This window comes from Leadbetterella sp. DM7 (genome assembly GCF_040829825.2).
Lineage (GTDB): Bacteria > Bacteroidota > Bacteroidia > Cytophagales > Spirosomataceae > Leadbetterella.
The window spans coordinates 77,330-99,506 of record NZ_JBFOLH020000001.1; the positions used below are offsets into that span (position 1 = coordinate 77,330).

Annotated in this window: 22 protein-coding genes; 16 read left to right on the top strand and 6 right to left on the bottom strand. The window is 50.9% G+C overall.

Annotation, left to right across the window (positions count from 1 at the left end):
* Positions 1-29: 29 nt before the first annotated feature.
* Positions 30-1,418 carry a POTRA domain-containing protein gene (locus tag AB2U10_RS00325; protein ID WP_367914391.1) on the bottom strand — a complete coding sequence of 463 codons (1,389 nt, stop codon included), beginning with the start codon at positions 1,416-1,418 and terminating at the stop codon, positions 30-32.
* Positions 1,419-1,565: 147 nt separating this feature from the next.
* On the opposite strand from AB2U10_RS00325, the gene AB2U10_RS00330 reads away from it, so the two are divergent.
* From AB2U10_RS00330 to AB2U10_RS00350, 5 genes are read left to right on the top strand one after another with little or no spacing between them, the layout of a single operon-like run.
* On the top strand, positions 1,566-2,390 hold the full coding sequence (locus tag AB2U10_RS00330; protein ID WP_367914390.1) for a phosphosulfolactate synthase: 825 nt from the start codon (positions 1,566-1,568) through the stop codon (positions 2,388-2,390).
* A 3-nt stretch (positions 2,391-2,393) separates the two neighbouring features.
* Positions 2,394-3,038, top strand: coding sequence for a VTT domain-containing protein (locus AB2U10_RS00335; protein ID WP_367914389.1), 645 nt, complete (start codon positions 2,394-2,396; stop codon positions 3,036-3,038).
* A gap of 2 nt (positions 3,039-3,040) precedes the next feature.
* On the top strand, positions 3,041-3,790 hold the full coding sequence (locus AB2U10_RS00340; protein WP_367914388.1) for a shikimate dehydrogenase family protein: 750 nt from the start codon (positions 3,041-3,043) through the stop codon (positions 3,788-3,790).
* Positions 3,791-3,830: 40 nt separating this feature from the next.
* Positions 3,831-4,139: a (2Fe-2S) ferredoxin domain-containing protein gene (locus AB2U10_RS00345; protein WP_367914387.1), complete on the top strand. Its 309-nt coding sequence runs from the start codon at positions 3,831-3,833 to the stop codon at positions 4,137-4,139.
* Positions 4,136-4,810: a YjjG family noncanonical pyrimidine nucleotidase gene (locus tag AB2U10_RS00350; RefSeq protein ID WP_367914386.1), complete on the top strand. Its 675-nt coding sequence runs from the start codon at positions 4,136-4,138 to the stop codon at positions 4,808-4,810. Before AB2U10_RS00345 ends, AB2U10_RS00350 begins: the two co-directional genes overlap by 4 nt.
* Here AB2U10_RS00350 and AB2U10_RS00355 read toward each other — a convergent pair.
* From AB2U10_RS00355 to AB2U10_RS00370, 4 genes are all read right to left on the bottom strand, one after another.
* Complete coding sequence (locus AB2U10_RS00355; RefSeq protein ID WP_367914385.1) at positions 4,805-7,789, bottom strand: PVC-type heme-binding CxxCH protein; 2,985 nt, start codon at positions 7,787-7,789, stop codon at positions 4,805-4,807. The two genes, AB2U10_RS00350 and AB2U10_RS00355, sit on opposite strands and share 6 nt — an antisense overlap.
* An 83-nt stretch (positions 7,790-7,872) precedes the next feature.
* Positions 7,873-8,256 (bottom strand): thiol-disulfide oxidoreductase DCC family protein, encoded by a 384-nt coding sequence (locus tag AB2U10_RS00360; RefSeq protein ID WP_367914384.1) that lies wholly within the window; start codon positions 8,254-8,256, stop codon positions 7,873-7,875.
* Positions 8,237-8,644 (bottom strand): hypothetical protein, encoded by a 408-nt coding sequence (locus AB2U10_RS00365; RefSeq protein ID WP_367914383.1) that lies wholly within the window; start codon positions 8,642-8,644, stop codon positions 8,237-8,239. The genes AB2U10_RS00360 and AB2U10_RS00365 overlap by 20 nt, the downstream gene beginning before the upstream one ends.
* Positions 8,645-8,789: 145 nt before the next feature.
* On the bottom strand, positions 8,790-9,179 hold the full coding sequence (locus AB2U10_RS00370; protein ID WP_367914382.1) for a single-stranded DNA-binding protein: 390 nt from the start codon (positions 9,177-9,179) through the stop codon (positions 8,790-8,792).
* 269 nt (positions 9,180-9,448) lie between these two features.
* Between AB2U10_RS00370 and AB2U10_RS00375 the strand changes: the two genes are divergently transcribed.
* From AB2U10_RS00375 to AB2U10_RS00410, 8 genes are all read left to right on the top strand, one after another.
* Positions 9,449-9,682, top strand: coding sequence for a hypothetical protein (locus AB2U10_RS00375; RefSeq protein ID WP_367914381.1), 234 nt, complete (start codon positions 9,449-9,451; stop codon positions 9,680-9,682).
* A gap of 1 nt (position 9,683) precedes the next feature.
* Positions 9,684-10,226, top strand: coding sequence for a 3'-5' exonuclease (locus tag AB2U10_RS00380; RefSeq protein WP_367914380.1), 543 nt, complete (start codon positions 9,684-9,686; stop codon positions 10,224-10,226).
* 38 nt (positions 10,227-10,264) lie between these two features.
* Entirely contained in the window at positions 10,265-10,780 is a 516-nt protein-coding gene (locus AB2U10_RS00385) for a mechanosensitive ion channel domain-containing protein (protein ID WP_367914379.1), read from the top strand.
* Positions 10,781-10,822: 42 nt separating this feature from the next.
* Positions 10,823-12,175 (top strand): methyltransferase RsmF C-terminal domain-like protein, encoded by a 1,353-nt coding sequence (locus tag AB2U10_RS00390; protein WP_367914378.1) that lies wholly within the window; start codon positions 10,823-10,825, stop codon positions 12,173-12,175.
* A gap of 93 nt (positions 12,176-12,268) precedes the next feature.
* A complete protein-coding gene (locus AB2U10_RS00395) occupies positions 12,269-13,264 on the top strand; it encodes a glycosyl transferase (protein WP_367914377.1) in 996 nt (331 codons plus the stop codon).
* Between the two features lie 6 nt (positions 13,265-13,270).
* Positions 13,271-14,527, top strand: a complete 1,257-nt coding sequence (locus tag AB2U10_RS00400; RefSeq protein WP_367914376.1) for a glycosyltransferase — start codon at positions 13,271-13,273, stop codon at positions 14,525-14,527.
* A 290-nt stretch (positions 14,528-14,817) separates the two neighbouring features.
* Positions 14,818-15,879, top strand: coding sequence for a saccharopine dehydrogenase family protein (locus tag AB2U10_RS00405; protein WP_367914375.1), 1,062 nt, complete (start codon positions 14,818-14,820; stop codon positions 15,877-15,879).
* Entirely contained in the window at positions 15,869-16,777 is a 909-nt protein-coding gene (locus tag AB2U10_RS00410; RefSeq protein WP_367914374.1) for a DUF1338 domain-containing protein, read from the top strand. Before AB2U10_RS00405 ends, AB2U10_RS00410 begins: the two co-directional genes overlap by 11 nt.
* 38 nt (positions 16,778-16,815) lie before the next feature.
* Here AB2U10_RS00410 and pruA read toward each other — a convergent pair whose 3' ends face one another.
* The gene (gene pruA, locus AB2U10_RS00415; RefSeq protein ID WP_367914373.1) at positions 16,816-18,441 is read right to left on the bottom strand and encodes an L-glutamate gamma-semialdehyde dehydrogenase; all 1,626 of its coding nucleotides are present in this window, start codon (positions 18,439-18,441) and stop codon (positions 16,816-16,818) included.
* A gap of 155 nt (positions 18,442-18,596) precedes the next feature.
* Between pruA and AB2U10_RS00420 the strand changes: the two genes are divergently transcribed.
* The 3 genes from AB2U10_RS00420 (at position 18,597) to acs (ending at position 21,988) form a co-directional block, all read left to right on the top strand.
* Complete coding sequence (locus tag AB2U10_RS00420; RefSeq protein ID WP_367914372.1) at positions 18,597-18,962, top strand: RidA family protein; 366 nt, start codon at positions 18,597-18,599, stop codon at positions 18,960-18,962.
* Positions 18,963-19,118: 156 nt separating this feature from the next.
* Complete coding sequence (locus tag AB2U10_RS00425; RefSeq protein ID WP_367914371.1) at positions 19,119-20,051, top strand: hydroxypyruvate isomerase family protein; 933 nt, start codon at positions 19,119-19,121, stop codon at positions 20,049-20,051.
* 41 nt (positions 20,052-20,092) lie between these two features.
* Positions 20,093-21,988 (top strand): acetate--CoA ligase, encoded by a 1,896-nt coding sequence (acs, locus tag AB2U10_RS00430; protein WP_367914370.1) that lies wholly within the window; start codon positions 20,093-20,095, stop codon positions 21,986-21,988.
* The last annotated feature ends 189 nt before the right edge of the window (positions 21,989-22,177 follow it).

Here is a 22,177-nt window from a genome sequence, read left to right on the forward strand (position 1 = left end):
ATCAAACGGAAGAATAGCAGGCTGAATGGTCAGAACTCCCGTCCTACGGTGAAAAACAATTTCCGTTCCCCCATCCGGTTCACCGAATAGTAGGTCCGGAGGTTAATGTTATAAAAAGTAACGATATCCAGGCCCACTCCACCCCCCGGCAGGTGCGTATTGCCCAGGTTGGAATTGCTTCTTTCGGGATTAAAATTTCGCACATAGGCGTAATCCAGGTATACGTTCGGATATACGCTTACGGGAATAATGGCAAATTCTTTTTTCCAGATCAGGCGGCTCATGTCAAACTTCCGTTCAAAAGCCCGTACTTTCAGGGTATTGCGGTTCAGTGCAAAATACTGGCCGTCAATCACGTAGAGCTCATACCCGCGGGCTATATTCCCGCCGTAGCCCAGTCCGCTCACCAGAAAATAGCTCTGCCGGCGGGGCAGTGAGGCTTTACCCCGTAACCCTATCTCCAGGAACCACTTCTCAGCAAGAGGAATATACCGGTTCCAGGTGAGCAGCAGGTTGGTCTGGTCTTTTCCTCCGGGTACGAAAAAATGGCTGATACCCGCGGCAAAGAAGCTACCCTTCAGCGGGTATTGCCGTACATCCCGGAAGTCGGCCCGGTACTCATAGCCCGCATTCACCAGGAGCTGATCGTTTCTGCCTCCGCCGAAATACTCCGGGTTGGCCCGTACCACCGTATCGGCCACGTGATTTTTCGAAACCCCCAGGAACCACGTATGAAAATAATTGTACCCCTGCCGGTACCGGAAGTCGGCAGAAGCCCCGTACCGCCGCAGGCTGATGCTGTCAGAGCTGATAAAAGAAAGCTTATCGTTCCAGGTGCGGTAAGCCAGGTTCCGGCGTGAGGTATAAAACACACGCCCCGAAACGCCGAACCGTTTCTGCTTATCAATATAAGGCCGCGAATAGGCCAGCTGGTAATAAGGCGCAAAGCCCAGGTGCACGCCCGCGTAAAAAATATCGGCGTTCCCCGTAAAGTTGTACTGGGTAAGGTTCACGCCGTATGTCAGCCGGCGGAGGTCTCTGCCATGCTCATACCACCATTCGTTAAAGCTGCGGTCGCTCAGCACCAGGAAAGGCAGAACCGACCAGTACCAGCGTTCCTTTACCCGGATGGTTACATCCAGCATGCCCAGCGAATCGGCCGTAAACCCTACCGAGGCTTCCAGGAAAAGGTGGGTATTGATGATGTTCGAGCGGGTGAGCTCCAGCTTCTCCTCAAGCTGGTCCTGTAAAATCTCGTCCCCTTTCTTAAAGACCACTTCTCGCTCAATAATGGCGGTCCGGGTGATCTTATTGCCTTCTACCCGGATGCTTCTCACCCGGTAAACAGGATTTCCGGAAGCTACGGCATTGCTACCGGCCAACCACAGAACCAACACCATAAAACGGTATAATCTCAAATCCGGAATTTTTGCAAAGAGGTACAAATATATCTTAATATTACTATAATTCAACGAACCGAAACCGGAATCCGGCCCTTATTTTTTAGCTATTTTTAACAGAAAACCCGTAGTATTTCGTACTTTTGCGGCTTCAATCATTAGCGGATGAATTATTCTTTATCGCATATACCGGAGCGGACTTCCCAGCCCCGTAATAACGGCCTGACCATGGTAATGGACAAAGGCCTCAGCCTCGGAGAGGCAGAGAACTTTCTCTCGAAAGCCTCCCGTTTTGTGGATATCATTAAACTGGGATGGGCCACCTCCTATATAACGGAAAATCTCAAGGAAAAGATTGACCTGTATCACGCACACCGTATCCCTGTATATTTTGGCGGAACTCTTTTTGAGGCCTTTGTGGTCAGGAACCAGTTTGAAGATTACCTCAGGATTTTAGATAAATTCGGGCTGGAATATGCCGAGGTATCTGACGGCTCCATCACCCTTCCCCACGAAGAAAAGTGCAATTATATTGCCCGGCTGGCTTCACGCGGGAAAGTGCTTTCAGAAGTAGGCTCAAAAGACGCCGAGAAGATCTTTGCCCCCTACAAATGGATAAACCTGATGCGCAGCGAGCTGCAGGCAGGCTCCTGGAAGGTGATCGGTGAAGCGCGTGAAAGCGGTAATATCGGCCTTTACCGGAGCTCAGGCGAAGTACGGCAGGGGCTGGTTGACGAGATCATCAATGCCATTTCTGCCGAAAATATCATCTGGGAGGCCCCGCAAAGGCCTCAGCAGGTCTATTTTGTCAAGCTGATCGGTCCGAATGTAAACCTGGGCAATATAGCACCCGAGGAAGCCATTGCCCTGGAAACCACCCGGCTCGGGTTGCGGAGCGATACGTTTGCTTCCTTCCTTCCCGAAGACATCAAACAAAAATACAAGCTGGGCAAATACTTCCAGGACGAACGATTAAAACAAGACGACTAAGGCATGGAGCTGATTCATTTCATCATTGATTTTTTAAAAGATCCGCTGACTGTATTACAACAATTCCTGGCCGAGTACGACAAGCTCACCTATGCGCTGCTTTTCCTGGTAATATTTGTAGAAACCGGCCTGATCATCATGCCGCTTCTGCCCGGCGATTCGCTGCTTTTCGCCGTAGGGCTCCTGGCCGCCTCCACCGGGCAGCTGGATATTGCCCTGGTCATTCCCCTGCTGATCGGTGCTGCGCTCCTGGGCGACAACATCAATTATTTTGTGGGCAGCCGCTTCGGGCATTACATTAAATCGAGGGAGAAAATCCTGTTCCTGAAACGGGAATACATTGAACAAACGGAAGAATTTTACGCCAGGCACGGAGGCATAGCGGTTATTCTTGCCCGCTTTATGCCGATCATCCGTACGGTAGCCCCTTTTGTGGCCGGTGCCGGTAGCATGCGCTATCCGCGGTATATCCTTTTCTGCATTATCGGGGCCGCTGTATGGGTAAGCAGCATTACCCTGCTGGGGTATTTCCTCGGAACCAACGAATGGGTGAAAGCCAACTTTGAAAAAGTGGTTTTAAGTATTATCTTTATCTCCGTTCTTCCTATGATCATTGGGTTCATCAAAGTGAAGTTCGGGAAAAAGTAAGCATGCAGACAGCAAAAAAAAGATTCGGCCTCATCGGGTTTCCCCTCTCCCACTCTTTCTCCAAACGGTATTTTACCGGGAAATTTGAAGAAGAGGGACTCTCGGATACACACCGGTACGACCTCTTTGAAATAGAAGACATCAGTGCCTTACCCGGCATCATTGCAGAAACTGAGGGCCTGAAAGGGCTGAATGTGACCATTCCGCATAAGCTGAATGTACTGCCCTACCTTTCTGAAATTGACCCTGCAGCAAAACGCATAGGTGCCGTTAATGTGATCAGGGTAGAAGAAGATAAGCGCCTCAAAGGCTACAACAGCGATTATTACGGTTTCCGGCGTTCGCTGGAGGAATTCCTGGACGGGAACACCCCCGAAAATGCGCTGGTGCTGGGCAACGGTGGTGCGGCACGTGCCATCCGGGTGGCCCTGGAAGATATGGGGATCCCGCATAAGCTGGTATCGCGGTCTGCCGGTGACGACAGGATATCGTACGAAACCGCCAATACCCTGCTGGAAAACCATACCCTCATCATCAACTGCACACCATTAGGTACGTTTCCCAGGACAGACACGGCCCCTGAGCTGGATTATACCTTACTGACCCCGGCTCATTTCCTGTATGACCTGGTGTACAACCCCGAAGAAACCCTTTTTATGAAAAGAGGGAAAGACCGGGGCGCCAGAACCCGGAACGGTTACTCCATGCTGGTGTACCAGGCCGAAAAATCGTGGGAGATCTGGAATTCATAGGAAAAACGTTACCCGATCAGAGCTGAAAGCTTTTATAAATATGAAATACGAAAAACATATCTTCATATGCACCAACGACAAGCCCGCGCCTAAAAAGTGCTGCGGGAGTGACCGCGGAATGGTGCTGGTGGATCTCTTTAAGGAGAAGCTGAAGGAAAACGGCCTGAACAAGACCATGCGGGCGCAAAAGACGGGCTGTCTCGACGTTTGCGCGTTTGGTCCGGGGATGGTGGTTTATCCCGAAGGCGTTTTCTACGGGAACGTTACCCCGGAAGACGTGGACGAGATCTTCGAAAGCCATATCCTGAACAATAAGCCGGTAGAACGCCTGATTCTGCGGGAAGAATGATCCGGCATATTTTCTTTGACCTCGACCATACCCTGTGGGATTTTGAACGGAATTCGGAAGCCTGCCTGAAAGAGATTTATGCGCACGAGGTAGCCGGCAAGGTTTCGTATGAGGCTTTTATTCAAACCTTCCGGGTCATTAACAAAAGCCTCTGGCGGCAGCTGGAAACCAATGTCGTCACACACGACGAGCTCCGGCGGGTACGCTTCAGAAATACCCTGCTCACCCTTGACGTTTCCTGTACGGAAGAAGAATCACTGGCGATGAACGACCGCTTCATGCAGCTACTGCCCGTGCAGAGGCACCTGGTAGCGGGTACGCTGGAGATACTGGATTATTTACACCCTAAATACGAGCTGCACATCATCAGTAACGGGTATCTCGACATCCAGACCCGGAAGATGACGCAAAGCGGGTTGCTTCCGTATTTCCGTCATATTATCACGAGTGACGTCTCGGGATCGCGGAAGCCCGACCGGCAGATTTTTGATTTTGCCCTGGAATCAGCCGGCGCCACACCCGAGTGCTCGGTATATATCGGTGATGATGAGATCGCCGATAAAGCAGGTTCGGAGAATGCCGGCTTACCTTTTATCCACTTCGACCCTGCCGCAGCCGGTTCTTCAGCGGGAGTCATCCGGCAGCTGACCGAACTGAAAGACCTTTTATGAGCCCAGTCCTGAAAGGTAGGAGATCAGGTCCAGCATATCTTTCTCGGGCAGCGGGAAAGGAGGCATGAACGACTCTTTCTCCAGCACTTCCACCGATTTCACCTGGTTAAGAGGATACCGCCGCTGTTCCTGTTCGCCCAGTACTTTTACGAGGTACGCATCAGAGGTCTTACTGGTCACAATGGCTTTCAGCGTGCTACCGTCGGCCAGGGTGATCAGGCTGGTTTCGTACCCCAGGTTAATGCCCTGACTGGGATAGACGATGGCATTATAAAGGCCTTCTTTGGTCAGCTTCTTACCGATAGACGCCAGCGAAGGGCCGAAATCTGCACCCGAGGTTCCGTTACTGTGACACACCGAGCAAACATTCTGAAAAATCACTTTTCCTTTTGTGGCATCGCCTTTCCCCGGGCTGAAATCAGGCATAGGGTACGCCTGGGCAGCCTCCGGGTTGCCGTAGACATGCTCAAACTCTACTTTTATGTCATTATGAAATGTCTTCCGCAGCACTTCTTTAGCTGCAGGAATGAGCTCTTTACTGACTTTGTTTACTTTCATGAGATCCCACAGCCTGACATCACTCAGGTAGCCCTCCATAGCCAGAACAGCCGCCTGGCGCAGTTCAAACGGGTATTTCCGGTTGGTAAACACCTGGATCAGCTGCCGGGTTACCACCTCATTGTCTACCAGGCCCATACGTTCTATTCTCCTGACTGCAAAGTCTTTATCCAGCGGTTTCCGGCTAAGCACCTCTTTGAGCAGGCTTATACCGAACAGGGTATTGCCAACGTCAGCCGCCTGCCTGTAGAGCGCCGGATCTTCACTGGTGTCCAGGATGCGGAGAATCCTCTCCCGCTCATCGGTAAACCGGTACTTCAATACGATATCCAGGAAATCGCGGTCATTCTTTATACCGGCCAGCACGCCGGGTATCATTTTTTGAAAATCAGGATCCTGCAAAACAGACTCCGTATCAAAATGCTTAAAGATAAGCAGCTTTTCCTGCTCGGAGTGTGCACTCTTCAGAAGGCTCAGCAAAGCCGCGTTCCGGGCGCTGATATCCTGGAAATCAAAAGCCCTGAAATAGCGTAATGCATTTTCAAAAGGCGTAACCCGGATGAGCTCTGCGAGGTATCCCGGTGTTTTTTTACTGCGGCTTCTCCAGACTATATCCCGGGCTTCCGGGCTGCTCTGCCAGTTTTTCCCGGCCAGGTATTTTTCCAGGTAATCATCCCAGTGCCCTGTAGCGCCTATGCCCAGCGCTTCCAGGAACCAGCGGTCATCTGCCTTATAGGCACTTGCCAGGTTCAGCCAGGCCTCCGGGTTTTCGGTCAGGTAAAGCCGGGTAGCTACCGCCTGCTTTACCTGGTACGAAGCATCCAGCGACATCCGGGTTAAAAAGGGCGAATGATCTTCCTGCGGCGCCATCCGTACGGTGGCGGCCCGGATATCTTCATCCGGGTGGCGGGAGAACTCTTCGGAGTAGCCGGAGCTCAGGTCCTTCAGCAGCCACAAGGCCCGGGCCGTATATACCGGGTTATTTTCTTTTGCCAAAGCATACAGCTCTTTTTTTGCAGCTTTCCCTTTACTCTTCAAAGCGGTATAGGCCATATACCTGACTGAATTGGCCGGGTTCTTCAGGGCTTCTATACAGGAGCTCACATCCGAAAAATTGTATTCCGGTACTTTGTAGCTTCCCTTTCCTTTGGGATAAACCCGGTAAATCCGGCCTTTTTCAAGATCACCGATAAAATGCCCGCCCACGCTTACATCGTACCAGTCGGCTACAAAAACAGAACCGTCAGGGCCGGCGGCCACATCAGAGGGCCTGAACCACTGGTCTTTTTTGGAGGCGTCCAGCACTACCTGCCCCTGCAGCTCGTATCCGGCACCTTTTTTATGCACACCGTAGGCGATAATGTTGTTATTAACGGCGTCTCCCAGGAAAACAGCCCCCTTATATCGCTCAGGGAGAAGCCCCCCTTCATAAACAAAAATACCTGTAGGCGAGCCGGCCCCGATGATCTTCAGGTTAGGCACCACTCCCGGGTCATTCTGATGCCAGTGCTGCTGCCAGAGCGAGTCTTCCTTGTTGGTTCTGTAAGCCCGCCAGTCGGCCCCCGTCATCTCATCTTTGTACCCGTAATTTCCATACGGCAGCACATAGTTGATCCGGTTGCTTCTCACCCCGTCATCGTCGTTATCACTCTGCCATATGCGTCCGAAAGAATCCAGGCACAGCTCATAGTTGTTCCTGAAGTTCCAGCCTACCACCTCAAAATTCTTGGTATCTATATCGCAGCGAAGGGCCATTCCGTCCTGGAAAGGCTGCAGTGTCTGGCCTATTTCCCGCCCGTGAATGTCTTTCAGGGGCTGGCCGTCAGGCGTGGTCAGTCCTACGCCATGATTACCGAAGCTGAAATAAAGCTTACCGTCAGGGCCGAACACCATGGCATGTACCCCGTGATCACTTTGCAGGCCGTCGATCGTCTTGAAAAGGACTTCCTTTTTATCGGGCACGTCATCGCCGTCTTCATCGGTAAACATCAGCACATTCGGACTCGCCGATACGATCACCCGGTTGCCCAGCACACAGATCCCTAAGGCAGCATTCACATCTTCTCCCTGGTAATAGACTTTGGTCTTATCGGCTTTCCCGTCGCCGTCCGTATCTTCCAGGATAAGAATCTTGTCGCCCTTTTTCTCGTACGGGATATGGTTGACGTCGTTCCGGTAGTTGTATGCCTCGCAGATCCATACTCTTCCTTTATGGTCGATATCCATGTTGGTGGGGTTGAAGACATCGGGTTCGGAAGCAAAGAGGCCGGCTTCCAGGTCCTTGTCGGGCACATTTATTCCCTCCAGGGTGATCAGCTCTTTCTTTTTTCCTTCCGGAAAGCGGTCAAACCGGTCTTTCCCGCTTTGTTTGCAGGAAACCCCCACGCCCAGAAGCACAACAATAAGCCCAACTCTAAACATAGTATCGCAGGTGATAAGCAGCGCAAATTTACACCTTTCAGGCGATTTTCCGGCATCTCCGGCTACGGAACAGCACAGCAAATTCAATCGGTTATAAACCTTTCCCGGAGACCGGGGGGTGGAACCCGGCAGGACTCCTGGCGGCCAAACCATCGTATCCGGTTTTCTGCCACCCGGTTATAAAGCCCGTCGGCCATGCGCCGGGGCACAAAGCGGAAGATCCGTAACCAGCGCCAGGCCGGAAGATGCCGGAGGAGCTCAAAGGCTGCTTCCGAACGGGTAAGGTACCGGTCTCCATCCAGGTAAACCAGGGTTCCCGCCGTCAGAAGAGAAGGATCCAGCATTTTTTTCGCATAGCTGCCCTGTAAAGAGGCAAAATGAATATTCCCGGCAGGATTTCGTTCTGCTATTTTATGGGCAACGGTATTGCAGAAAACACATTCTCCGTCAAAAAATAAAACCGGCATATTTCCAAAGCTTCAGGTAGCAGATCAGCAGGATCATAATGATCAGCGCTATTCCGAAATACATGAACATGGCTCCGTATTTTTTGCCGTGGATCAGGGTATTCCTGATTTTTCCCATCCCCAGGCTGATCCATACGGCCACAAAAAACAGAACCAGGATCTCTACTTTTAAAAAGCGCCCCGGATCTGCTTCGCGCCACACATCTTCTAAAACCTGCAGCATAGCAAGCCCCAGGTTAACGTAGGCAAGCAAACCGGTTAGTCGCAGCAAAATCCATTGTTTCTGTTCAAATCTCCGGATTTGCGAAGCACCCCGAAACCCTCTCCACGTAGCTAAAAGCATAAAGAGGCCGGTAAGGTAAAGCAGGCCGTCCTGAATGATATTCATTTTATAGGGTATGTCTTTATGAAGTACCCTCAAAATTAGCTCATATTCGCCGGTTTATCTCAAAAAAAAGGTATTTTCTCTGTAATTCCGGCAGAAAAAGCCGGGTTCCTGCCGGGTAAGCAGATGCCTCCATACCCTTCCCCTGTCAGAACGGAAGGCCGTCATCTTCAGAGACCGGCGGAAGCGGCTCTGCCGGACCCTGCGCCTTCCGGCTCAGCATCTGCATGCTGGTGGCCCTGATCTTGGTGGAATAGCGCTCCACCTGGTTGGCATCGGTGTACTTTTCCGTACGGATACGCCCCTCCACATAGAGGCTGTCTCCCTTTTTGACATATTGTTCCACTATGCCGGCCAGGCCGCCCCAGAATTCCACCCGGTGCCATTCGGTATCTTCCACCCGTTCACCGTTCTTATTCTTATACGTTTCCGTTGTAGCCAAACGAATGCCCGCTACCTTGTCGCCGCTGGGAAGGGTTTTCACTTCCGGGTCTGCGCCCAGGTTCCCGATTAACAATACTTTGTTTAACGCTGCCATAATCGCCTGTGTTTAAATGATAAAAAAAATCCTGTTGTGTCGACATTGCAAAATTGAAATGCCGCCGGGAAATAGCCGGTTTATAACCGTTTGTATTCGATTATAAACGACTGTTGTCGCTTATATAACTCATATTTAGCTATTTATATCTTATAATTTTTGATATTTTTTTTACCCGGGAATACTTCCGATCCTGAAAATCCGGCAAGCGAGCGATAAAAAACCGCTTTTCCCCGAACTATCTTTTTTAAAAACGGATTTAGAAAATAATGAGTTGTTCGAAGCGTTCATATCTTTCGGAAGAATTGGCCGTCACGGCTTTACTGGAGGTCAGGAGCCGGTTTGAGACCAATTCATCGGTAACCGTATACTTATGCGAAGATTGCGGGCAGTGGCATCTGACCTCCCGGGGTACCATACACCCTAAACTGACCGCCCTGCTCCAATCGGGTGAAATTACCCGCCGGATAGAGGCCGGTCACTGGGAAAGAAAACTGAGATAAAGTGGAATTTGTAGCAATAGATTTTGAAACCGCCACCGCACACAAAGACAGTGCCTGTGCCGTAGGCGTGGTATGGGTGAAAGACCTGGATATCATAGAAGAGTATTATACCCTGATACAGCCGCCTAACAACGAGTATAATTTTTACAACACCCGCGTTCACGGCATCCGGGCAAAAGATACCGTCAATGCGCCTTCTTTCACTGAAATTTACCCCAGGTTAAAATCGATCCTCCAGGGAAAGAAAATGGTGGCGCATAACGCCGAGTTTGACCGGGATATCCTGTATCACAGCATGTTAAGCGCCGGGCTCAATTATAATGAACTCAACCTGATCAAAAAATGGGACTGTACCGTTAAGATATACCGCCGCAAAGGCCTGCCCAAGGTCAACCTGGCCGCCTGCTCCCGGCTTTATGGCATTGACCTTCACCACCACAATGCCCTGTCAGATGCCCGGGCCTGTGCCAAACTGTACATGATCCATCATAATCCGCTGTTTACCGAGCTGATCCCTCAGAAAGAGGCGCTAAAAGCAGGATGAAACCGATGAATTGCGTATTTTTGAATAAATTTTGACCTATGCTGAAAACAGAAGAGCTGTACATGAAAATCGGCATCAGCCTGGCCGCCTGTGTGATTCTTTTAGGCGTGCGCGAAATCTCCCGCACCATTATCCGGAATCACGCCAGGAAATACGAGCTGGACGAATCCCAGCGCCTCTATGCCAACAAGTTTTTCAATTTCACCCTGGCCACCCTCTTATTTATTATTCTCGGAATTGTGTGGGACATCTCCGTAAAAGGCCTGTCGGTTTATTTTGCTTCAATATTTGCCGTGGTAGGCGTGGCTTTGTTTGCCCAGTGGTCGATCATCAGCAGCATAACCGCTTCGATTATCCTCTTCTTTAATTCGCCTTTTAAGATAGGTTCAAGAATACGGATCATGGACAAAGACGACTCGGTAGAGGGCAAAGTGCACGATATTACTTTTTTTAATATTCATATAGAAACCGACGAGGGACTGATCATTTCATATCCGAATAACCTGGCCCTTCAGCGGCCCATTGTGCTGATGAGCAATGATTCGCGCATTTAACGGATCGCGCCAGGTAGTATTTCCCCTCTAAAAAAACAGCATATGAACCTGCCGGAGACATTTTCCGCCAACCTGAAGGATATCCTGGGTGAAGAGTACGAAGCCTTTGAAAAAGCGCTTCAAACCGAGGCTCCCGTGAGCATCCGGTTAAATCCCCTGAAGAAATTCAACCCGTCTTTTTCCCTGAATGAGCCTGTCCCGTGGACCTCAACGGGGTATTACCTGGAAAGCAGGCCGGTATTTACGCTTGACCCTGCCTTTCATGCCGGGGCCTACTATGTGCAGGAAGCCTCTTCCATGATCCTGGAGCATATCCTGAAAAACCATGCCCCGGCCCGGCAACCGCTGAAGGTGCTGGACCTCTGCGCCGCACCGGGAGGAAAGACCACGCACCTGGCCTCACTTTTGTCGGCAGACGACCTGCTGGTAGCCAACGAGGTGATCAAAAGCCGGGTAGGCATCCTGAAAGAAAACCTGCTAAAATGGGGTTTTCCCAACGTGATCATCGTTAACCAGGATCCCGAAACCTTTGCAGACCTGGAAGGGTTTTTCGATATTGTGCTGGTAGACGCCCCCTGCTCGGGAGAAGGCATGTTTCGTAAAACTCCGGAGGCCGTTAAGGAGTGGTCGGAAGAAAGCGTATCGGCCTGCTCTGCCCGCCAGAAACGTATACTGAGCGCAGCGGCCATGCTGGTGGCTCCTGACGGGCTCCTGATTTACTCCACCTGCACCTACAACAGCACTGAAAACCAGCAAAATGCGCACTGGCTTACGCGTACGCTTGATTTTGAAACGGTAGAAACAGATGTTCCCGCCGGCTGGGGCATTGCCGGGGGAAATCCCGGCCTGCAGTTCTTCCCGCATAAAGTAAAAGGAGAAGGCTTCTATATAGCGGCTTTCCGGAATAAGAGCCGCGACGAACGGTATGTAAAAGGGAAGCCCAACATTCCGCGGCTGCCCCGGAAACAAACCGAAGAGCTGGCCCGCTGGATCCGGCCGGAAATCTTCGGCGCATACGCCTATTACCTGAAGAATGACGGGGGCATTGTGGCCCTGAAGCAGACCCTTCTGAACGAAACGGGAGCCGTGCTCCGGGCATTGCACAAACGCTCTTCGGGCCTGGATCTGGGTCATTTTAAAGGAAATGATTTTATACCTTCCCATGCCCTGGCGCTGTCGGGTTGGGTTTCGGAGGAAATTTTGCGGATCCCGCTTTCTGAAAAAGAAGCCCTGCTTTACCTGAAAAAAGAGAGTACCGGGCCAAACGGGCACCCGAACGGTTGGGCGCTGGTGACCTTCCAGGGCCTGGAACTGGGCTGGATAAAGGTGATCGGAAACCGGGTCAACAATTACCTGCCGGCCGAATGGCGGATCCGGATGAAGCTGGAAGAGTAAAACCCTGGCAAATACGGCCGGAATCGCATTAAAAAATAAGAGAATTGTTTATTCAGATTTCGGATTGTATTTTTGTCCTCTTTACTCTTTTGTATGTCTCAGAAATTCGCATTTACAATCTGCTCCATCAATTACCTGGCCCAGGCCAGAATCCTGGCCGACTCTATCCGGCAGACCAACCCGGATTATGAGTTTGTGATAGGTCTGTGCGATAAGGTGGAAGGAAGCGGGGTGGACAAAAGTAAGCTGGCGGATCTGAACCTGCTGGAAGTGCATACCATCGGCATAGAGGGTTTTGACGAAATGACCGAACGCTATGACATCACCGAGCTCAATACAGCCGTAAAGCCTTTTTATTTCAATTACTTCTTTAACACCCGGCCCGATATCGACCGGATCATTTACTTTGATCCCGATATTGAAATTTTTGACCGCCTGACCGGCATTGAAGAAGGGCTGGATACACACAATATCATTCTTACACCCCATTTTTATACCCCGATATTCGACAACAAAAGCAGAACGGAGCAGCAAATGTTCGTTAACGGGATATATAATTTAGGTTTTCTGGCCGTTAAGAGATCAGGAGAAACCTCCAGGTTCCTGGATTGGTGGATGACAAAGCTGAGAACAGAATGCTATATGGACATTCAGAACGGGATGTTTGTAGACCAGTTGTACTGCAATATGGTTCCGCTTTATTATGAAGGGGTGAAAATAGACAAATACCCGGGATATAACATTTCGTACTGGAACCTGCATGAGCGGACCCTCAGCTCTGAAAACGGCAAATACCTGGCTAACGGCGTTCCCCTGGTATTTTATCACTTCAGCGGCATCAACATCGGTGATCCCGACAATATCTCCAGGTGGCAGAACCGGTTCGACCTGAACAACCGCCCCGACCTCAGGGAGCTTTTCCGGAATTACCGCAGCCGCTTAAAAGCCAACCACAACGATTATTTTAAGACCATCCGCTGCTTTTACCTGAAACCGGTGCCACCGGCGCCCACCAAAAGCATGCTGAAAAAAGTGCTGACGGGAGTTACCTTCAGGATTTACCATTTCTTTGAAAAATTACCTGTGTAAGAAGTTATGAACATCCTGCTGGTTACATTAGTATTCCCCTATCCCATCAATGACGGTGGCAAAAGCGGCACCTTCCGGATGGTAGATTCATTGCGGGAAAATCATTCGGTGACTCTTATTGTTCCGGAGAGCACCGATCTCCACCGGAACGAGCTGAAGAAGCTCTGGCCCGATGTCAATATCAAAACGTTCAGGCAGCTGCCCGGTGCACCGAAAGACGGCGCCATGATGAGCTTCCTGAAAAAAATAACCGGCCGGAAGAGAACGCTTACCCAGGAAGAGGTAATGGAGCAGGAAATGCAGCTCAACAGCTCCAACCTCATCAATTATTATTTTGATGACCTGCTGGATGTTTTCCAGAGCGAGATCCTGCTGGGAATCTTTGACCTGGTACAGATCGACTTCATCGACCTGGCGCCCCTGGTGCATTTTATCCCGAAGGAGATCCCGAAAATCTTTGTGCATCACGAGCTTCGCTATAAGCGGATGGCATTGGAAAAAGCTACGTTACCTGAACAGAAGGCCGCTCACGACTGGAAGATCCAGAATACGAAAATCCTGGAAATCGGGCTCATCAACCGGTTTGATAAAGTGGTTTGCCTGACCGAGACCGATAAGCAGATTTTGCTGGAAGACGGTGTAGCCAAAGAAAAGCTGGAAGTATCGCCGCTACCCATGGTTATGTTTGAGCACGAGATCAACCAGCCCTTTACATCGGAAAACCGCCTGCTTTTTCTCGGCCCGGATCAGCATTATCCTAATCTCGACGGCATAGACTGGTTTCTGAGCAATTGCTGGAGCGAAATTCAGCGGCTGAACCCCGGGGTACGGCTAAGCATTGTAGGCCGCTGGTCGCCCGAGAAAAGAAAATGGTTTGAGGAATACAGCAATATCACCTTTGAAGGCTTTGTACCCGACCTGGAAACCGTCATGAAGGGTTCGGTAATGATTGTTCCGCTCCGGATAGGCAGCGGTATGCGCATGAAGATTCTCGAAGGGGTTTCGTACCATGTGCCGGTAGTCAGCACATCAGTAGGTGCCGAAGGCCTCCCGATGGTTAATGATGTCAACTGCAAAATAGCCGACAGCGCCGAAGATTTCATTGTGGCTACTCACCAGGTGCTCAATAACCCCGAATTGCAGAATACCTTTACCGAGCGCGCCTCCCGCATCCTGAACGAAGACTACTCATCGCCGGAATGCGGCAAAAAAAGGGAAAGCATTTACCGCCGTGCCTTGCTGGGAGCCGCCACCAAGCTGTGAATCCATCCGGATGCCGCATAAAAAAGCCACCTGAAACTTGCCTTCTGCCTCCTCTTTGCTTATCTTTGAAAAGATAACTCGATCCTGCTTTGTTCAAAGACCTTAAATATTTCCTTGCACGACTGGCCTACCTGCGTAGTGCCTGCTCGTTTGTTCCCGATTTCTGTTAAAGCACCTGGTTATCTGCCGTGTGCTGTACACGGTTTCCCGTATATTTTTTTAAAACAAAAGCTGTCAGCCACCGGCCCCGGTCGGGTACAGGCTCACAGCCCAATCCTGATGTATACCTTATGAAAAATGTTCTCGTTATAGGAATGGGCAAGGTAGGCTCCCTGGTGGGAATCTTACTTTCCAAACGTTTTAAAGTCACCGGCCTTGACAAGCGCAAACCTGCCGTTGATCTGCCCTTTGAAGTCATCCCGGGCGATGTCTCCGACCTGGGTTTCCTGGAGAAAACCCTCCCCGGTTTTGATGCGGTAGCCTCTGCCATGCCGTATAACCTCAATCTCAATATTGCAAAAGTGGCCCATAAAAACGGGATCCACTATTTTGACCTTACGGAAGATGTGCCTACCACAACCGCCATTATGGAGCTGTCAAAGACGTCTTCGGCGGTTATGGCACCGCAATGCGGGCTGGCACCGGGGCTGATCGGCATTGTGGGTGCCCACCTGGCCAAAAGATTCACCCGCCTGCGTGACATCGAGCTGCGCGTGGGGGCCCTTCCGCGTTACCCGAACGGCCTGCTGGGCTATTCGTTCACCTGGTCGCCGGCCGGTGTGATCAATGAATACATCAATGACGCCGAAGTGATCCACAACGGCGTCAGGAAGATGGTGCCTTCGCTCGACGGCCTGGAATACATCCAGATAGACGGCAATGAATTTGAAGCCTTCAGCACATCGGGCGGACTGGGTACCATGTGCGACACCTACGCCGGCCAGGTGGATACGCTCAACTACAAAACCATCCGCTATCCGGGCCATGCCAAGCTTATGAAATTCCTCCTTTATGAGCTGATCCTGAAAGAAAAGAGAGAGCTGGTAGAGCAGATCCTGACCGAAGCAAAGCCGCCCGTGCAGGAAGACGTGGTATATGTATACGCCGTGGTGGAAGGCTGGAAAGGCAGCGAGATAGCCCGTGAAGAGTTTTACGAGGCCTATTACCCCATAACGATAGACGGGCAGCACTGGCGGGCCATTTCGTGGACCACGGCAGCTTCTATTGCTGCGGTGATTGAGATGGTGGCCGACGGAAAACTTCCGCAGAAAGGCTTTATCAAACAGGAAGAAATTAATTTTGATGATTTTTTAAATACGGGAACCGGTAAATTTTACCAGCATGAAAAATGAACATTCTACCCTGGAGGTAGTTCTTGAAGGCTTAATGAAACGCTATTCCGAACGGGTTCCGGATGTAAAAAAAATTACCCGGGCCATGATCTCCGGGGGGATCATCGGTGATGCGGCCGAGATTGAAAATGATCACGTGGCCTTTCGTACCATGGGTGTGGAGCACCTGGGTATCCGCTCTTTCGAGAAGATTTTCCTGGCCCTGGGCTACCGGAAAATGGATTATTTTTATTTCGGGGGAAAGAAGCTGGATGCCTACTGGTTTGCGCCCCCTGAACCGCATTTTCCGCGGATTTTTATAAGCGAGCTCCGGGTAAATGACCTGAGCGAAACCGCCCGTGAGATCATCCTTTCGTATACCCGTGAAGTCACTGCCGACCCTGTAGATCAGCTGGATTTAACAGACGGCGAAGCCATTGACCGTTTTCTCCATCAGCCGTTGTGGCGTACCCCGCAGTGGGCCGATTATGCAACCCTGTTAAAAGAAAGTGAGTACGCCGCATGGGTGATCTATAACCGGTATTACCTGAATCACTACACCATCTCTGTGCATAACCTGAAAGACGGATACAATACCATCCCGGAATTCAACGCTTTCCTGGAAAAAACAGGGATCCGGCTCAATGATTCGGGAGGTAAAATCAAAATCAGCCCTGACGGCGGCTTACTGCAGAGCTCTACCGTAGCCGAAATGATCGATGCCCGCTTTGCTGATGGAGATGTGCATACCATTTCGGGCAGCTACGTGGAATTTGCCGAACGGAAAGTGCTGCCGCAATTTGCTCACCTGGAACCCGCCGAAATCAGGCGTGAGCACCGGCGTGACGGGTTTGAGACGGGTAATGCCGATAAGATTTTTGAAAGCACGTTTACGAGCCAGACCGCACGCGTGAAATAGAGGTTGGGGCGTTGCATGCAACGCCCCAACCAACAAATTTACCCTAAAAACGGGTACCTGTAATCTACCGGGGCCACAAAGGTCTCCTTGATCGTCCGGGCATTTACCCAACGCAGCAGGTTCAGCTTTGAGCCGGCCTTATCGTTGGTTCCTGAAGCCCGGGCGCCGCCAAAAGGCTGCTGGCCCACCACAGCACCGGTAGGCTTATCGTTAATATAAAAATTACCGGCTGAATTTTCAAGCAGCTGGGTAGCCTGGTGAACGGCAAAGCGATCACGGGCAAAGACCGCACCGGTCAGCGCATAGGGAGAGGTGCTGTCTACCAGCTTCAGGGTTTCTTCCCATTTGCTCTCGTCGTACACATAAATGCTCAGCACGGGGCCGAAGATCTCTTCCTGCATGGTTTCATACAGCGGATCGGCAGTAACAATCACCGTCGGGTCAATGAAGTACCCTTTTGACTTATCAAACTTACCCCCGGCAATGATCTCCGCATCGGTATGTGCCTGTGCCCGGGTAATGTAGCCCGAAATCTTATCAAAAGCCTTCTCATCAATAACTGCATTCACAAAATTGGAGAAATCTTCGGTTGGCCCTACTTTAACCGTAGCCAGGTCTTCGAGCATGTAGGTTTTCACTTCCTCCCACAGGTTAGACGGAATATACGCTCTTGAAGCGGCCGAGCATTTCTGGCCCTGGTATTCAAAAGCGCCTCTTACCAATCCTACGGCCACGGCTTTGGCATCTGCCGATTTATGGGCTATCACAAAGTCTTTTCCGCCGGTTTCGCCAACAATTCTGGGGTACGAGCGGTACAGGTGGATATTCTCACCAATGGTTTTCCAGATATTCTGGAATACCCCGGTGCTTCCCGTGAAGTGAATACCCGCAAAGTCGGGATGCTTAAAGATGACATCGCCGGCAGTAGGCCCGTCTACATATATGAGGTTGATGACCCCGTCAGGAAGGCCTGCTTCACGGAAGATCTCCATGATCACATGGGCGGCGTAAATCTGGGTATTAGAAGGTTTCCAGACCACTACATTGCCCATCAGTGCAGCAGAAGCCGGGAGGTTTCCGGCGATAGCCGTAAAGTTAAAGGGCGTCAGCGCGAACACAAAGCCTTCCAGCGGACGGTACTCCATTTTATTCCATACACCCGGTGAAGAAACCGGCTGCTCCTGTATGATCTCCTGGTAAAAAGCAGCATTGAAGCGCAGGAAGTCGATCAGCTCACAGGCCGAATCAATTTCTGCCTGGAACGCGTTTTTGGATTGGCCCAGCATGGTGGCCGCATTCATTTTCCAGCGGTAGGGGCCAGCCAGCAGATCAGCGGCTTTCAGGAATACCGCCGCACGGTCGCTCCAGGGCAGGGCTGCCCATGCCCCCCGGGCTGCCAGTGCCGCATCAATGGCCTGCTGCACATGCTCAGCGGTGCCTTCCGAAGCATAGCCCAGTACGTGGGCGTGATCGTGCGGGGGCGACAAGCGGATTTTTTTATCGGTATGTACGGTACGTTCGCCTATATACATAGGTATCTCCACCTGCCGGCTCCTGGCTTCTTTCAGGGCGGCCTCGAGGGCAGCCTTCTCCCGGCTGCCCGGAGCGTAAGCCAATACAGGTTCATTCACAGGACGGGGAATATTGAATATTGCGTTATGCATACATTTTGTTAGTTTATATGTACAAAGTTAGGCACTATTCATTTTTAAGACAATTAAATTAACGGTGTCTGCCGGTTTACCCGGCAAAGAACGTTATTTTTACAGGTAGCAATTGCATTACGGCAGCTCTTAATTCAAAGCTAATTTTTATATCAATGAAAAAAGTAATTTATACCGAAAAAGCACCTGCGGCCATAGGGCCCTACTCCCAGGCCATACTGGCCGGAAACACCCTTTACATCTCCGGGCAGATTGCGCTTGACCTGGCTCCGCTGAATGATATCCCGGCTGAAACCACCAGAATCCTGGAAAATATAGGGCACATCCTGGCCGAAGCCGGCATGGATTATTCCCACATTGTAAAATCCAGCATTTTCCTGAAAAATATGGATGACTTTGCTACCGTGAATGAAGTTTACGGCACTTTTTTCACCGAAAACCCGCCTGCCCGTGAAACCGTACAGGTGGCCAGGTTGCCGCGCGATGTCAACGTGGAGATATCTGTCATTGCCGTAAAATGAGAAAAGCCTCCCGGAATCTTTCCCGGGAGACTTTCTATGAATGATTTAAGGTTAAATAGTGTGACAAAGATAGAACTTAAACAAGAATAAAATTAAAATTTTCAATATTTTTTTTCTTATTTTACCTGAATAAAAAGAAAACCTAAACGTACAAGTATGAACTCCCGACGCTCATTTTTGAAAAGTACCATTACAACTACCTCATTACTAGGAATCGGCGGAATACCCCTTGTTTCGCACGCCCGGGAAGCGGTAGCAGAAAAATATAATTTCAACCTCAGCTATGCCCCGCATTTCGGGATGTTCAGAGAGTCTGCCGGGGAAGACCTCATTGCGCAACTCGACTTTATGGCGGCCAGCGGCTTCCGCTCTTTTGAGGATAACGGCATGATGGACCGAACGCCGGACCTCCAGAAAAAGATCGGGGAGCACCTGGCCAAACGCAATATGGAGATGGGCGTATTTGTTATTGATGCGGGCGACAACTGGAAAACCTCACTTACCACCGGGAAAAAAGAATTTACCGATGCGTTTCTGAAGCGATGCCGGGAAGCGGTAGAGGTAGCCAAAAGGGTGAACGGGAAATACATGACGGTGGTACCGGGATATTTTGCCCGTGAGCTGCCCCCGGGCATACAAACGGGAAACGTGATCGAAGCCTACAAAAGGGCTGCAGAGATCTTTGAACCGCACGGGCTGGTGATGGTCATGGAACCCCTGAGCGATAACCCCGACCTGTTTCTGCGGCACTCTGACCAGGGCTATATGATCTGCAAGGCCGTAGGCAGCCCCGCCTGCAAGATTCTTTTTGATATCTATCACATGCAGAAAAATGAGGGCCGGCTGATCCAGCATATCGACTGGGCCTGGGATGAGATCGCCTATTTCCAGATCGGTGATGAGCCCGGCCGGAAAGAACCCACCACCGGTGAGATCAACTACAAAAATGTTTTTAAGCATGTTTACCAGAAAGGCAAAGCATCGGGGAGGTCGTTCATCTTCGGCATGGAGCACGGAAACTTTGGCAAAGGGATTGAGGGAGAAAAAGCCGTGATCCGCGCCTACCAGGAAGTGGATAAATTTCTGTGAATCCTTAGATTTGCTTTTACATTTTAACCTTAAGTGAAAAAATGAGAATAAGAACAATTGAAGATTATCATGAGGCCTACAAAGACAGCATAGAAGACCCCAAAACATTCTGGGCAGCCATAGCCCAGGAATTCAGATGGAAAAAACCCTGGACCAAAGTACTGGATTGGAGCTTTGACGATTATAATGTAAAATGGTTCCGGAACGGGAAGCTCAATATTACCGAGAACTGCCTGGACCGGCACGCAGAAAATAAACCGAACCACCCGGCCCTGATCTGGGAGCCGAATGACCCGGAAGATGAGCCGGAGATCATCACCTATAAAGTGCTGCTCGACCGGGTATGCCGCTTCGCAAACGTACTGAAAAAACACGGTGTAACGAAAGGTGACCGGGTTTGTATCTATATGCCCATGATCCCGGAGCTGGCTGTGGCGGTGCTGGCCTGTGCACGTATCGGGGCCATTCACTCGGTCATTTTCGGTGGCTTTTCGGCCCAATCTATCTCTGACCGTATCAACGACTCCCAGTGTGAGCTGGTAGTCACCACTGACGGTGCGGTAAGGGGTGCCAAGAACATCCCTATGAAAGAAACTGTAGACGACGCCCTGGTGGCGTGTCCTTCGGTCAAAAAAGTGATTGTAGCCACCCATACCCGTACCCCGGTTTCCATGATCAAGGGAAGAGATTACTGGTGGGAATCAGAGGTGAAGCATGTGGAAGCCGAATGCCCTGCCGAAGAAATGGACTCGGAAGACCCGCTCTTCATCCTGTATACATCGGGCTCTACCGGTAAGCCCAAGGGCGTGGTGCATACCTGCGGCGGCTATATGGTATTCACTTCCTACACTTTTGAAAATGTATTCCAGTACCACCCGGGCGACGTCTTTTTCTGTACGGCCGATGTGGGCTGGATTACGGGCCACTCGTATCTGGTGTACGGCCCCTTGCTATCGGGTGCCATTACCGTCATGTTTGAGGGTATCCCCACCTATCCCGACGCCGGGCGTCTCTGGGATATTGTAGACCGCCATAAAGTAAATATCCTCTATACCGCCCCCACCGCCATACGCTCGCTGATGGGCTTTGGCCTGGAATACCTGGAAGGGAAAGACCTGAGTTCGCTGAAAGTGCTGGGTTCGGTAGGTGAGCCCATCAACGAAGAAGCCTGGCATTGGTACAACGATCACATCGGGAAGGGAAAATGCCCCATTGTAGATACCTGGTGGCAAACCGAAACCGGGGGGATTATGATCTCACCGCTGGCAGGAATTACAAAAACCAAGCCGTCGTATGCCACTCTGCCCCTGCCGGGTGTTCAGCTGGAGCTGGTGGATGAGAACGGCAGCACCATTGAAGGGAACGGGGTGAACGGGAACCTCTGCATCACTTACCCCTGGCCCTCGATCATCCGTACCACCTGGGGAGATCACGAGCGCTGCAAAAGCACGTACTTTTCCACTTACCCGGGAAAATACTTTACCGGCGACGGCTGTATGCGCGACGAAGACGGCTACTACCGGATTACCGGCCGTGTGGACGACGTGCTGAATGTATCGGGACACCGTATCGGTACGGCCGAAGTGGAAAACGCCATCAACAGCCACACCGGAGTGGTAGAATCAGCAGTGGTGGGCTACCCGCACGACGTAAAAGGGCAGGGTGTTCATGCCTTTGTGATCTGTGAGGAACCGCAGGACGAAGATTCAATGATGAAGCGGGACATCCTCATGACCGTTTCCCGGATCATCGGGCCTATTGCCAAACCCGATAAAATCCAGATTGTAAGCGGGCTGCCGAAAACCCGTTCCGGGAAGATCATGCGCCGTATTCTCCGGAAAATAGCCGAGGGAGAATACAATAACCTGGGAGATACCTCTACCCTGCTGGATCCGGGCGTGGTAGATGAGATCGTGAAGGGGGCGAAGGAGCTGTAAAGGGGTATTTTTAACTACATCTGGTTTTTGACCATACTTGATTTTTGATTATGCCTGGTTCTCGTCTTCGCTCGATTCTCGTCTTCGCTCGAATTGACAGGTAGCGTTTGTGGCGTGTCAGTTCGAGCGTAGTCGAGAATCGAGCGAAGACGAGAACCGGGCGTAACTGAGAACCGAACGGCATAACCG

Bases quoted from the DNA above. Each gene is read 5' to 3' on its own strand.
- AB2U10_RS00350 (WP_367914386.1), top strand. From the start codon at position 4,136: ATGATCCGGCATATTTTCTTTGACCTCGACCATACCCTGTGGGATTTT.
- AB2U10_RS00345 (WP_367914387.1), top strand. From the start codon at position 3,831: ATGAAATACGAAAAACATATCTTCATATGCACCAACGACAAGCCCGCG.
- AB2U10_RS00360 (WP_367914384.1), bottom strand. From the start codon at position 8,256: ATGCCGGTTTTATTTTTTGACGGAGAATGTGTTTTCTGCAATACCGTT.
- AB2U10_RS00370 (WP_367914382.1), bottom strand. From the start codon at position 9,179: ATGGCAGCGTTAAACAAAGTATTGTTAATCGGGAACCTGGGCGCAGAC.
- AB2U10_RS00340 (WP_367914388.1), top strand. From the start codon at position 3,041: ATGCAGACAGCAAAAAAAAGATTCGGCCTCATCGGGTTTCCCCTCTCC.
- pruA (WP_367914373.1), bottom strand. From the start codon at position 18,441: ATGCATAACGCAATATTCAATATTCCCCGTCCTGTGAATGAACCTGTA.
- acs (WP_367914370.1), top strand. From the start codon at position 20,093: ATGAGAATAAGAACAATTGAAGATTATCATGAGGCCTACAAAGACAGC.
- AB2U10_RS00410 (WP_367914374.1), top strand. From the start codon at position 15,869: ATGAAAAATGAACATTCTACCCTGGAGGTAGTTCTTGAAGGCTTAATG.
- AB2U10_RS00395 (WP_367914377.1), top strand. From the start codon at position 12,269: ATGTCTCAGAAATTCGCATTTACAATCTGCTCCATCAATTACCTGGCC.
- AB2U10_RS00390 (WP_367914378.1), top strand. From the start codon at position 10,823: ATGAACCTGCCGGAGACATTTTCCGCCAACCTGAAGGATATCCTGGGT.
- AB2U10_RS00420 (WP_367914372.1), top strand. From the start codon at position 18,597: ATGAAAAAAGTAATTTATACCGAAAAAGCACCTGCGGCCATAGGGCCC.
- AB2U10_RS00355 (WP_367914385.1), bottom strand. From the start codon at position 7,789: ATGTTTAGAGTTGGGCTTATTGTTGTGCTTCTGGGCGTGGGGGTTTCC.
- AB2U10_RS00425 (WP_367914371.1), top strand. From the start codon at position 19,119: ATGAACTCCCGACGCTCATTTTTGAAAAGTACCATTACAACTACCTCA.
- AB2U10_RS00375 (WP_367914381.1), top strand. From the start codon at position 9,449: ATGAGTTGTTCGAAGCGTTCATATCTTTCGGAAGAATTGGCCGTCACG.
- AB2U10_RS00365 (WP_367914383.1), bottom strand. From the start codon at position 8,644: ATGAATATCATTCAGGACGGCCTGCTTTACCTTACCGGCCTCTTTATG.
- AB2U10_RS00385 (WP_367914379.1), top strand. From the start codon at position 10,265: ATGCTGAAAACAGAAGAGCTGTACATGAAAATCGGCATCAGCCTGGCC.
- AB2U10_RS00405 (WP_367914375.1), top strand. From the start codon at position 14,818: ATGAAAAATGTTCTCGTTATAGGAATGGGCAAGGTAGGCTCCCTGGTG.
- AB2U10_RS00400 (WP_367914376.1), top strand. From the start codon at position 13,271: ATGAACATCCTGCTGGTTACATTAGTATTCCCCTATCCCATCAATGAC.
- AB2U10_RS00330 (WP_367914390.1), top strand. From the start codon at position 1,566: ATGAATTATTCTTTATCGCATATACCGGAGCGGACTTCCCAGCCCCGT.
- AB2U10_RS00335 (WP_367914389.1), top strand. From the start codon at position 2,394: ATGGAGCTGATTCATTTCATCATTGATTTTTTAAAAGATCCGCTGACT.